Below are 11,835 nucleotides of genomic sequence, written 5' to 3' on the forward strand. Positions count from 1 at the left end.
GCTGAAATCAGTGTAAGGTCTGAAACGCGTTCCATGTCAACGGCTTTGTGCCGGGTTCTGAGCGAATGCCGGGCTATCCGCGACTTGTCTCAAGTAGAGGTTCGGTTTCGTTCAGTTGAATCGCACCTAAACCGTGTGCAATTCAACTGAACGAAAGCCTACCATTTAAACTGAGACAAGCGCTTAGTTCACACAAAAAACAAAAATTTTCTGTCTTTTCTTCAAAGACAAACAGATTGAACGTTTTTCGGTCTACGCTGATAACGGTTCTTTCGGAATGAACGTTTGTCCTCTACAGGTGGACGTCGCGATATTGCACGTACCACAGTCCTGCCGCGGCGGTGATATTTCCTGTTGTTTTTTGAAAATACTTGTCATAGAATTTGCTGGTGCGATTCTGTGTCGCATTAACGCATAAGTATCGATAAACGATTTGGGGGCGTAGGGTGTGGAAGAGAAGCAGCTGAGCCGGGGGCTGAAAGCCCGGCATATCGAATTGATCGCGCTCGGGGGAACGATCGGGGTCGGACTGTTCATGGGCTCGTCGAGCACGATCAAGTGGGCCGGACCGTCCGTGCTGCTGGCCTATATGCTGGCGGGGATCGTCATGTTTCTGGTCATGCGGATCATGGGCGAGATGCTGATTGCCGAACCGGTAACGGGCTCGTTCGCCAATATCGCGCATAAATATATTCATCCGGTCGCGGGGTATCTGACGGCCTGGAGCTACTGGTTCCTGTGGCTGACGGTCGGCATGTCGGAAGTGACGGCGATCGGGATTTACTTCGGCTACTGGTACCCGGACGTTCCGCAGTGGATTCCGGCGCTGGTCGGCGTGGGCATTATCGCGGCGGCGAACCTGGCGGCGGTCAAGTTCTACGGCGAGTTCGAATTCTGGTTCTCGATGATCAAAGTCGTCACGATCGTGGCGATGCTGATTATGGGCACGGCGCTGATCTTCTTCGGCTGGGGCAACGGCGGCGTGCCGCTCGGCCTGTCGAATCTGTACAGTCACGGAGGTTTTTTCGCGGGCGGGCTCAAAGGCTTCCTGTTCGCGCTCTGCATCGTCACCGCCGCTTACCAGGGCATCGAGATGATCGGGATCACGGCGGGCGAAGCGGAGAATCCGAAAGTGACGCTGAAGCGCGCGATCAAAAATATCGTCTGGCGCATTCTCGTGTTCTACGTCGGCGCGATCTTCGTGATCGTGACCATCTATCCGTGGAACGAAGTCGGCGTGACGGGCAGCCCGTTCGTGCTGACGTTCGCCAAAGTCGGCATCGTCGCGGCGGCCGGCGTTATCAACTTCGTCGTGCTGACTGCGGCCATGTCCGGCTGCAACAGCGGCATCTACGGCGCGGGCCGGATGCTGTTCACGCTGGCACAGAACGGACAAGCGCCGAAGTTCTTCGGCAAAGTGTCCGCAAGCGGCGTTCCGCGCAATAGTATCATGACCACGATCGCGCTGCTGCTGTTCGGTGTGCTGCTGAACTACCTGATGCCGGACTCCAAACTGTTCCTGTACATCTACAGCGCGAGCATCCTGCCCGGCATGATCCCGTGGTTCGCGATGGCGATCGGCCAGTTCCGCTTCCGGCGCGAACACGCGGGCGAGATGTCGGCGCATCCGTTCAAATCGCTGCTGTTCCCGGCGGCCAATTATTTCATCGTCGTGTTCCTGCTGCTCGTGCTGGTCGGCATGGCGATCAACGACGATACCCGCATGTCGCTCGGCGTGGGCGCGGCGTTTATCCTGATTATGCTGGCGGTATATTACATCTTCGGCATCGGGAAAAAGAATCCGGCGGAACGCGTTCATGCGAATGCGGCCGACAGCGTCCGTACGTCCGAACCGTCGGCGCGAGGAGCCGCGGTGCGGGAGTAGGCGGGCAAAACCCGAACTTTTTAGCAAAACGCCAACGTTCAATCCAAGATCTTCCTTCATTGCGGGCGCAAAATGCCGATATGGAGAGTAAGATCTTTTTTTATTGCGAAAGGGTGGGTTTCCGATGTTCAAACGGCTGCGCCTCAACAATATGCCGCTGGGTGCCAAAATGCTGCTGCCGATCGTGCCGCCGCTGCTGGCGCTTGTGCTGCTGACCGTGATTTCGATCGGGCTGGTGGACAAGCTGTCCGACCGGCTGATCGAACGTTTATACAACGAATCGCATCAAAGCAGCACCTGGCTGCTGAACGCCGACCGCGATTTCTACCAGGCGCTGAACGATCTTCAAAGCATGAAGAACGCTTCGGGCCAACAGCTGACCGACCTGAAAGCCGACTTCGACGAAAATGTGCAGCAGACCGGCGAGCGCGTCGGCAAAGCGAAAGACATTATGAGCGCGCACCCGGAACGTTTTGAAACCTATAAACACGAAGACTCCGGCAAAACGGCGTTCGAGCTGTTCGCCGACTTCGAAACGCAGTTCGCCGCCTGGAAAGCGGACGGGGAGTCGATGGAGAAATTCGACGCCGCGCGCGAAGACATCAACCAGATCGAAGAGATTCTCGACGTGTACAGCACCGATATCATCGCCGACAGCAGCGCGTACGAGCATCAAACGCAGCGTCTGCTGTGGATCGTGCTCGGGGTGTCCCTGCTGGTGTCCGCGCTGATCGGGGCTCTTGTGATCCGCAACGTGCGCAAGCGCACGAAAGTCGCCGTCAGCCTGATCCGCAAGACCGCCGACCTGGATCTCAAATACGATGCCGGCTACGAGCGCTTTATGAGCGAGGGCGACGAGTTCGCGACGCTGATTCGCGCCGAAGCGGAAGCCCGCAAAGAGTTCCGGACCATTATCGAATACGTCAAAAGCGAGAGCCAGGGCAACGAAAAAAGAATGGACGCCGTGACCGGCCGCATGGCCGCGCTCGACGACAGCATGCAGGATATCTCCGCGACGACGCAGCAGCTTTCTTCCGGCATGGAGCAGACGTCGTTTGCGACGCGCCATATGAGCGCCACGTCGGCCGAGATCGGCCGGGCGCTGGAATCGATCGCGTTCAAAGCTCAGGAAGGCGCGCGCTCGTCGGAACGGATCAACGCGCGGGCCGCCGAGCTGAAAGACGCGTTCCAGCGTTCGTACAGCGAAGGCGGAGCGTCGTACGATCAGGTCAAAACGAATCTGGAGCAGGCGATGGAAGAATCCCGCGCCGTGGAACGGATTACGCTGCTGGCGGAATCGATTCTCCAGATCGCGTCGCAGACCAATCTGCTGTCGCTGAACGCTTCGATCGAAGCGGCGCGCGCCGGGGAATCGGGCCGGGGCTTCGCCGTCGTGGCGGCGGAAATCCGCAAGTTGGCCGAAGATTCCAAGCACGCGGCCGACGAGATCCAGGGCGTAACGGGCACGGTGCTGCGTTCGGTCGACAGTCTGAAAAACAACTCCGAAGACCTGCTGAATTTCTTCGGTTCCAACGTTCAGCGCGATTACCAGATGATGCTGAGAGCGACGGAGGAGTACGCGCAGGGCGCGGGCGAAACGGAAGGGCTGACGACCGATCTGAGCGCGACGACGGAGCAGCTGCTGGCTTCGATGGAAACCTTGATCGGCTCCACCAACGAGATCGCGCAGGCGGCGGGCGAAGGAGCCAGCGGAACCGGCAGCATCGCGGAGAAAGCGAACGGAGCGGCCGAGAACGCCTCCGGCGTGCTGGACGGCGTGCAGGCGTCGAAGCGCAGCATCGACATGCTGGCGCGCGCGGTGGAGAAGTTCAAGCTATAACGCGGGCCGGGCGCCGCGCCGAGCTGCGCAAAAAAAGAACCTTCGCTTTCCCTTTTCCGGGACGACGAAGGTTCTTTGGTTTGCGCACGGGGATCGCGCCGGCGGGCGGATCGTCCGCCGGTATTCAATCCTTACCGCTTACAGGCCGAGCATTCCGCCGAACGCGCCGCCCAGCTGGTTCGAGAACGCGTTCAGCATAATCAGCACGGCGCAGACCTGAATGGCGACGACCGGCAGCATAAACAGGAACGCGCGCTCTTCGGCAATGCGGAAAGCGGATATCGAGGCATGCAGCGTCAGCGAAAGCGACAGCAGCAGCGTCGCCGACAGCAGGAAGAACGAGAGCGACGGCGAGGCGAACATGGCGAGCGCGCCGACGAGAAACAGCGCGCCCGTGAACAGCTGCAAACCGCCGAGGCGGGTCAGTCCTTCGCGCCAGTCCAGCTTCTGTTCGCCCCGGCGCACGCCGATCAGATAAGAAGCGGCGAGCAGCACGGCGAGCGAGACGAGCCCGGTCAGCAGCAGCGGGCCGACGATCGGCAGTTCGGCCGACATCGAGCTGCCGAAATCGCCGAGTCCGAGGTCTTCGAATCCGCCGTAAATCGCGCCGATCACCCGGTGCTTGAACGACCATGCCCAGAGCACGAAACCGAGCAGGGAAGCGGCGATGCCGATGACGCCCAGCGGCAGGTCTTTATCTCCCTGGAGCTTCAGCGCGGACAGCGGATTCCTGAGCAGGCCGACCAGCTTCGCCGTGTCGATCTGCGCCAGCCCGGCTTTGGCGCTTTCGGCCCAGCGGGCCGCAGGCGAAGGACCGCCCGGCTGCCCGGAAGCGCCGCCTGCGCCGTTTGCTCCGGCTGCCGCAGCCGGCGCGACCTGAGCTGCTGCGGCCGGTACAGCCTGAGCCGAGGCCGCCTGCGGCGGCGTTTCGCTATACATCGGCGATGATACTTCCGGCTGCGGCGCAAGCGCGAAAGCCGGCTGTTTTTGCAGCGTTACGCGGTCCGCCTCCCCGGCGAACCCGTTTTCCCGATCCGGCGTCTCTTTTTCCAGGCCGCAAACGTGAACCTCCCCCGGTTCGATCCGTGTCCCGCAGTTTGAACAATAAGCCATTTCCTTGTCCCCTCCTACAATCATCATGGATTTTCTTTCTCTCCCGTTTAACTAATGTTTTATCAAATTAAGGGAGTTACTTATTAGATTAACATTCGATCTGCTTGCTTGGCATGTGACTTTATACGGATTTTTCGATTTTTTTTCATGAAAAGAAGAGAAAGGGAGTCGTATTCATAAACGAATCGGTGCATCCCGAAAGCGGAATAAGGCGTAAGGCATCAAATCCATGTACTTGATCCATTCATTCGAAAACAACTTTGCGGTTTGAGCAAGACTCATTCCCGGAGGGCATGCTTTCAAGTTCGCTGAAGCGCGCCTTTAACCGCCTTCGGGCCGAATAAACCGCATTTATCCACCTTATTCTTCTCTCGGGGGTCAAGTCCATCATGATGTGTACCAACACTGGCCCAAAAAGGAGACACAATTAGGCATTCTTTTTACGCCCTCATTGTGCAAGTCCTTTTGAAGCTCCGCAGCAAATGCTGACCTTTCGTCCGCATTTTACGAACCAAGCGTTGTTTTTCGCAATTTTCCCCTCCCAATCTGCACATTTAGTCAGCATTTTCGTTCGATCCTCGAATTTATGGCTCAAATGCTGACCTGGCATCAGCATTTGAGGGGCATCCCCCGGTGCTTCCTTTCAGTCTTGAGCGGCGGCCCGCGTCTTCCGGCCTCGCCGCCGGATCGACGAGCCGTCTCGTTTGTACACCTAGATATGGACTTGACCCTCCGTCTGTAAAGGAAGCGGATTTTGGCACTTAGTCGGAGTATGGACTCGATGCTAAAGAACCCTGCGAAGCTTCGAGGTCAAGCGAAATGCCGTTCGCAGTGCTTTGCCTGATCCGAACTTTTTACACAATCTTTCGGCGTACCCGGCGGAATAAGACTCATATATGACGTTTTATATAAGAAATATCACTCTCAACATAGTCCGAACGCTCTTATAAGCGGCATTTTAAAAATTTATAAACAAAATTAGTTGTATATATGACGTCATATATGTTTCAATAAGTCTCATTATGGCGTATTATATAAACAGAAAAGCTCAACTTTACGAATAACAGCTTGTCACACGCGGTACGGTTCGACCCAGAAACAAACGAAAAGCGGAGGGACGCAGTGATCGAACTGACGGCAAGACAATTGAAGATCGCGGAGATCGTCCGCAAATACGCGCCGATCACCGGCGAACAGATCGCGGAGAACCTGGGGTCGTCGAGGCCCACCATCCGCTCCGATCTGTCGCTGCTGGTGATGCTCGAATATATCGACGCCAAGCCGAAAGTCGGGTATTTCCCGGGACGCAAAGCGGCGGGAAGCGGCAGCGGCAGCGAACGGCTGCGCGAAGCGAAAGTGCGGGACATCCAGGACGTGCCGATCGTAATCCGCGAAACGACGACGATTCAAGACGCGGTCGTTACGCTGTTTTTGCAGGATGTGGGCACGCTGATCGTATGCGACGAAGAAGGCGTGCTGACCGGCGTCGCTTCGCGCAAAGACTTTTTGAAAGTGACGCTCGGCAATCCGGGCTCGGCTTCAATGCCGGTCAGCATGGTCATGACCCGGATTCCCAAAGTGATTACGGCGGGTCCGGACGAACCGGTGCTCGAAGCGGCGCACAAGATGATTATGCACGAGGTGGACAGTTTGCCGGTCGTGGAAGCGGCCGGGAAAGAAGCCGGCGGCAGACCGGCTATCGTGGGACGGCTTACCAAGACGGCCATCGTCAAACTTCTCCTCGATATCGAAACGACAGGCTAACGGGAGGACACGCGGACGATGAAGCAGGGTACACCTTTTATTACGATTTGTTCGGATTCGGTCGGAGACACGGCGGAAGCCGTCGTCCAGGCCGTGATCCATCAGTTTGAACACCGGGAAGTGGAAATCAAGCGCTACGGCAACGTCCGGCACGAAGACGAGCTGCGGAAGCTGGTGGAAGAAGCCGCCGAGCACAAAGGCTTCATCGCCTATACGCTCGTACAGCCGGAGCTGCGCGAGACCATCCGCGAAGAAGCGGTGCGGCTCGACGTGCGCATCGTGGATATTATGGGGCCGATGATGCAGGCGTTTATCGATACGTTCAGCGGCGCGCCGACCCGGCGGCCGGGCGTGCTGAGGCGGATGGACGAGAATTATTTCCGCCGCATGGAAGCGATCGAATTCACGGTGTCCAGCGACGACGGCCGCGACCCCGGCGCGATGCCGCAGGCCGATCTCGTGCTGATGGGCATCTCGCGCACGTCGAAGACGCCGCTCGGCATCTTTCTCGCGCATCGCGGCAAGAAAGTCGTCAATTATCCGGTGGTGCCGGAGATCGCGCCGCCGGCGCAGCTGCTGGGCCTGCCGGCGAAGCGCCTGGTCGGCCTGACGATCGAGCCGGAAGCGATGCTCAAGATCCGCTCGCAGCGGCTGAAATCGCTCGGCCTGCCGGTCGGTTCGCAGTACGACAGCATCGAGCGGATCAAGGAAGAACTGGCTTACGCCGAAGCGCTGTACCAGCGGCTCGGCTGCTTCGTGGTCGATATTACGGATCGGGCGATCGAAGAAACGGCGGGACTGATTCTCGGCAATTTATCCGAGTAAATCGTAAATCGTCTCGACTAAACGACTGGAGGGATTGGAAAATGGAACGTGAACTGACCCTGGAGATTGTGCGTGTGACGGAACTCGGAGCGCTGGCGGCTTCGAAATGGATCGGCAGAGGGGATAAAAACGCGGCGGACGGCGCGGCGACGACGGCGATTCGTTCCATGTTCGATTCCGTGTCCGTCGACGGAACGGTCGTGATCGGCGAAGGCGAGATGGACGAAGCGCCGATGCTGTACATCGGCGAGAAGGTCGGCAGCAAAGACGGCCCGGAAGTGGACGTCGCGGTCGATCCGCTGGAAGGCACCGAAGTGGTCGCGGCCGGTCTGCACAACGCGCAGGCGGTGATCGCGATCGCGGAGAAAGGCAGCCTGCTGCACGCGCCGGATATTTATATGGAGAAATTGGCCTGCGGCCCGGAGCTGGCCGGTAAACTCAGCCTCGACGAGCCGGTCGAGCTGACGCTGCAAAAAGCGGCGCAGTATACCGGCAAAGCGCTGTCCGACCTGACGGTCATGGTGCTGGAGCGCGAGCGCCACGCCGACCTGATCGCCCGGCTGCGCGGAGCCGGCGTGCGGATCAAGCTGCTCGGCCACGGCGATGTGGCCGGCGCAATCGCTGCGGCGCTGCCAGGCAGCGGCGTCGATCTGTACCTCGGATCCGGCGGCGCGCCGGAAGGCGTGCTGGCCGCCGCCGCGATGCGCTGCCTCGGCGGGGATATGCAGGGCCGGCTGCTGCCGGACGGCCCGTTCGAGCGCCAGCGCTGCATTACGATGGGCATCGGCGATCCTTCACGCGTGCTGACGCTGGAAGACATGGCCGGCACCGGCGACGTGCTGTTCGCGGCGACCGGCGTGACGAGCGGCGAGTTCCTCGACGGCGTGCGCATGATCGGAGCCGACCGCGCCGAAACGCATTCCGTCATCATGCGGGCGAGCAGCCGCACGATCCGTTATATCCGCAGCATGCATTATCTGCCGATGAAGAAGTTCCCGGCGGGCCTGCCGGAACTGCCGGAGATCGGCCGCGCGGCTTCGCTGTAAAGTCCGGAATCGGCCGCCGCAGCCCGGCAGGAAGTCCCGGCCGGCCCCCCCCATAGGGCGTGGAACATGCCCTCCGTTCACACGAAAGAACCTTCAAATCCGCGCCTTACGCGGAGACGAAGGTTCTTTTTTTTGGACGTGCCGGAATCTTCAAGCGGCTCCGCACCGCCCGGACTCCAAAAGCCTCAAACCGCCGCCGGAGCGTGATGCGCAATCAGAATCTCGGCCGCCCGGCGGGCGTGCAGCGCCGGACGGGCGGCCGTTTGCAGCATAGCGGCCATAATCGCGCCTTCGACGAGCAGATAGAGGCTGTCCGACAGCGCGCCGGGATCGGCCGGGCCGAAATCTTCGGACAGCGACGCGATATAAGCGCGCAGGTTCAATTTGTACCCGTGCGCCGCTCCGTGATACGGATGCGCCGGGTCGCCGAATTCCGAAGCCGCTTTGATAAACGCGCAGCCGGTGAATTCCTTTTCCCCGAACCATTCCCCGAGCGCGTCGAACATCGCCAGCAGTTTGTCTTTGGGCGTCTGAGCTCGGCTGTCGACGGACGCTTCGAACCAGCTTCTCCACTCGTCGTCCTGCTTCGTCAGATAGGCGAGCACCAGATCGTCTTTGGACGGAAAATGATTGTACAGCGTCATCTTGGCGATCTTCGACTCGGCCACTACCTGATCCACACCCGTGCCGCGAATGCCCTGTTTGTTGAACAGCCCGGACGCGACGTGCAGGATATGTTCTTTTTTGCTTTTGTTCGCCATGGAGGTTCCCGCCTTTTTTCGCAAATTCCCGAAGGTATACAGACCTGTATAAGTATTATAGACAGTCTCCAAATGATTGGCAAACGGGAGCGTCAACGGAACAAATCAAAAAGAACTTGAAACTATACAGACCTGTATGTATAATTTGGATCAACGCAGCGGAACCGATATCCGCCGTTACAGAAAAGGAGAGATGCACAATGAGCGTGACGTATAAATTTGTCGAGGTGGACGGGCTGAATATCTTTTACCGGGAAGCGGGCAGCCGCGAGAATCCGACTCTGCTGCTGCTGCACGGATTTCCTTCGTCTTCGCATATGTACCGGAATCTGATCGCGCGCCTGGAAGACCGCTATCATATCGTGGCTCCGGATTATCCCGGTTTCGGCAATAGCGATCAGCCTCCGATGTCGGAATTCGAGTATACGTTCGATAACCTGGCCGCGCTGATCGACCGGTTCACGCAGCGGCTGGAGCTGGACCGGTACAGCATTTACGTGCACGACTACGGCGCGCCGGTCGGATTCCGCCTGGCCGCGGCGCATCCCGAACGAATCCAGGCGATCATTTCCCAGAACGGCAACGCGTACGAAGAAGGACTGGAACCGTCGTGGGCGCCGGTACGCGCGTTGTGGGAAGATCCCGACAGCGAGTCGAACCGTGCAGGCATTCTCGATATGCTGACACCGGATTTCACCAAATACCAGTACGTCGACGGAACGCGCAATCCCCAAGTCGTCAGTCCCGACAGCTGGAATATGGACCAGATCGCGCTGGACCGGCCCGGCAACGCGGAGATCCAGCTGGCGCTGTTCTACGATTATCGCAACAACTTGAAGCGGTATCCGGCCTGGCACGAGTATTTTAGAACGTTCCAGCCTCCGCTGCTTGCGGCATGGGGCAAGAACGATATGTTTTTCGGACCGGCGGGCGCGCTGGCTTACCAGAAAGACCTGAAAGACGCGGAAGTTCACCTGCTGAATACGGGGCATTTTCCGCTCGAAGAAGAACTGGAACTGAGCGCGGAGCTGATCCGCCGCTTCTTGTCCGCCCGGTCGATCGGCTGACAGACGAACCGGGAAGTATACGCCGATCGTTCGCCGCCTTTGCCTCCGCTCAACAAAGTTTGGCCGCCGTCAGACTATTTCGCGGGGCATACACTATTCGCCGGGGGTTAACATGTTGCCGTAGACCCACTGCAAACCCGCTTGGTATGATGAAAAAGTTCCGGGAAACTCCGGGCTTTGGGAGGCGGCGAAATGGTCGATGTGTACGAAAAAATCAAAGAAGGCGAACGCGGCGCGTGGGTCAGCATTTTTGCTTACCTGATCTTGTCCGCGCTCAAATTGACGATCGGATACCTGTTCCTGTCCAGCGCGCTCCAGGCGGACGGACTGAATAACCTGACGGATATCGTCGCTTCGGTGGCGGTGCTGATCGGGCTGCGCATCTCGCGCAAACCGCCGGACGGCGATCACGCTTACGGGCATTTTCGCGCGGAAACGGTGGCGGCGCTGATCGCGTCGGTCATTATGGCGCTGGTCGGCGTGCAGGTGCTGGTCGACGCGGGACGGACGCTGACGGCGGGCAAAGAAGAATCGCCCGAAGCCTGGGTCGCGGCGGTCGCCCTGTTCTGCGCGGCGGCGATGTACGGCGTATACCGGTACAATCTGGCGCTGTCGAAGCAGACCGGCAGCCAGGCGCTGATGGCGGCGTCCAAAGACAATCTGTCCGACGCCCTGGTCAGTATCGGCGCCGCGGTCGGCATTCTGGGCTCGCAGCTCGGCATGCCCTGGCTGGACGTGGTGGCGGCGTTCGTCGTCGGGCTGATTATCTGCAAAACGGCCTGGGAGATTCTCAGCGATTCTTTGCACCGATTGACCGACGGCTTCGACGAGAAAGAACTGGCCGGAATCCGGCAGACGATCGGCGCGGTTGCGGGCGTGGAAGAAGTGCGCGATCTCAAAGCGAGGGTCAACGGCAGCCAGACCGTCATCGACGTGATCGTCGAAGTGCCGCGCGACCTCAGCCTGATCGAAGGGCACGATATCGCCGACCGGATCGAAGCGGAGCTGAAAGAAAAGCACGAGATTTATTTTGTCGGCGTGCATGTGGAGCCGAAGGAGTAGCGGAGCTGCCGCCGGAAGCCGGGATATACCCTCAATGCGGATTGAAAAGTGAATATGCAGAGTTATGCAAAAGGAAAGGCTGCGCGGCGAAGGACGGACGTTCAGGGTGTCGGCAATTCCGGGTAGGGTTTCAACCGGAAAATAGCGACACAGGTACACTTATTTGAGGCGAAACGCTTCGACTTCTTCAAATAGCGACACAGGTGCAATTATTCGGGAGCCAAAGGCCGAATCGAAGCGAAAAAGCTTGAAATAAGGGTATCAGCGCAGTTATTTTCTCGAAAAAGTAAGATTAAGCCGGAATAAGGGGCAATACGCAGCTATTTTAGATTCGTTCTGCCGTTCGCTTTATTTCTCCATCCCTTTCCCGACCTTTCATTCCAATCGAACCTATTTATTCGATCAGGTTGACATCAAATCGTTTCTCGACAATCTGGACGGCTGCCTTCAAAGGGCGGCCGTTCTTTTTGCC

General features: G+C 58.5%; 9 protein-coding genes. 7 read left to right on the plus strand and 2 right to left on the minus strand.

Annotated features, from left to right (window positions below):
- Positions 1–448 precede the first annotated feature (448 nt).
- Both QWJ34_RS22695 and QWJ34_RS22700 read left to right on the plus strand, forming a co-directional pair.
- Entirely contained in the window at positions 449–1,885 is a 1,437-nt protein-coding gene (locus QWJ34_RS22695) for an amino acid permease (RefSeq protein ID WP_302731383.1), read from the plus strand.
- Positions 1,886–2,009: 124 nt separating this feature from the next.
- Positions 2,010–3,725, plus strand: a complete 1,716-nt coding sequence (locus tag QWJ34_RS22700; protein WP_302731384.1) for a methyl-accepting chemotaxis protein — start codon at positions 2,010–2,012, stop codon at positions 3,723–3,725.
- A 138-nt stretch (positions 3,726–3,863) separates the two neighbouring features.
- Here the strand turns inward: QWJ34_RS22700 and QWJ34_RS22705 are convergent, their stop codons facing one another.
- Positions 3,864–4,838, minus strand: a complete 975-nt coding sequence (locus QWJ34_RS22705; protein ID WP_302731385.1) for a hypothetical protein — start codon at positions 4,836–4,838, stop codon at positions 3,864–3,866.
- 1,122 nt (positions 4,839–5,960) lie between these two features.
- Here QWJ34_RS22705 and QWJ34_RS22710 point away from each other — a divergent pair.
- The 3 genes from QWJ34_RS22710 to glpX are packed head-to-tail and all read left to right on the plus strand — an operon-like array spanning position 5,961 to position 8,473.
- Positions 5,961–6,602, plus strand: a complete 642-nt coding sequence (locus tag QWJ34_RS22710) for a helix-turn-helix transcriptional regulator (protein ID WP_302731386.1) — start codon at positions 5,961–5,963, stop codon at positions 6,600–6,602.
- Positions 6,603–6,620: 18 nt separating this feature from the next.
- Entirely contained in the window at positions 6,621–7,427 is an 807-nt protein-coding gene (locus tag QWJ34_RS22715) for a pyruvate, water dikinase regulatory protein (protein ID WP_302731387.1), read from the plus strand.
- Between the two features lie 41 nt (positions 7,428–7,468).
- Complete coding sequence (gene glpX / locus QWJ34_RS22720) at positions 7,469–8,473, plus strand: class II fructose-bisphosphatase (RefSeq protein ID WP_302731388.1); 1,005 nt, start codon at positions 7,469–7,471, stop codon at positions 8,471–8,473.
- 185 nt (positions 8,474–8,658) lie between these two features.
- On the opposite strand, the gene QWJ34_RS22725 is transcribed toward glpX, so the two are convergent.
- On the minus strand, positions 8,659–9,234 hold the full coding sequence (locus QWJ34_RS22725) for a TetR/AcrR family transcriptional regulator (protein WP_302731389.1): 576 nt from the start codon (positions 9,232–9,234) through the stop codon (positions 8,659–8,661).
- A 200-nt stretch (positions 9,235–9,434) separates the two neighbouring features.
- Between QWJ34_RS22725 and QWJ34_RS22730 the strand changes: the two genes are divergently transcribed.
- Together QWJ34_RS22730 and QWJ34_RS22735 are read left to right on the plus strand one after the other, a co-directional pair.
- Positions 9,435–10,301 carry an alpha/beta fold hydrolase gene (locus tag QWJ34_RS22730; protein ID WP_302731390.1) on the plus strand — a complete coding sequence of 289 codons (867 nt, stop codon included), beginning with the start codon at positions 9,435–9,437 and terminating at the stop codon, positions 10,299–10,301.
- Positions 10,302–10,493: 192 nt separating this feature from the next.
- On the plus strand, positions 10,494–11,363 hold the full coding sequence (locus tag QWJ34_RS22735; protein WP_302731391.1) for a cation diffusion facilitator family transporter: 870 nt from the start codon (positions 10,494–10,496) through the stop codon (positions 11,361–11,363).
- Positions 11,364–11,835 lie beyond the last annotated feature (472 nt).

The sequence above is a fragment of the Saccharibacillus sp. CPCC 101409 genome (assembly GCF_030518235.1).
Lineage (GTDB): Bacteria > Bacillota > Bacilli > Paenibacillales > Paenibacillaceae > Saccharibacillus.

Bases quoted from the DNA above. Each gene is read 5' to 3' on its own strand.
- QWJ34_RS22700 (WP_302731384.1), top strand. From the start codon at position 2,010: ATGTTCAAACGGCTGCGCCTCAACAATATGCCGCTGGGTGCCAAAATG.
- QWJ34_RS22705 (WP_302731385.1), bottom strand. From the start codon at position 4,838: ATGGCTTATTGTTCAAACTGCGGGACACGGATCGAACCGGGGGAGGTT.
- QWJ34_RS22715 (WP_302731387.1), top strand. From the start codon at position 6,621: ATGAAGCAGGGTACACCTTTTATTACGATTTGTTCGGATTCGGTCGGA.
- glpX (WP_302731388.1), top strand. From the start codon at position 7,469: ATGGAACGTGAACTGACCCTGGAGATTGTGCGTGTGACGGAACTCGGA.
- QWJ34_RS22725 (WP_302731389.1), bottom strand. From the start codon at position 9,234: ATGGCGAACAAAAGCAAAAAAGAACATATCCTGCACGTCGCGTCCGGG.
- QWJ34_RS22730 (WP_302731390.1), top strand. From the start codon at position 9,435: ATGAGCGTGACGTATAAATTTGTCGAGGTGGACGGGCTGAATATCTTT.
- QWJ34_RS22735 (WP_302731391.1), top strand. From the start codon at position 10,494: ATGGTCGATGTGTACGAAAAAATCAAAGAAGGCGAACGCGGCGCGTGG.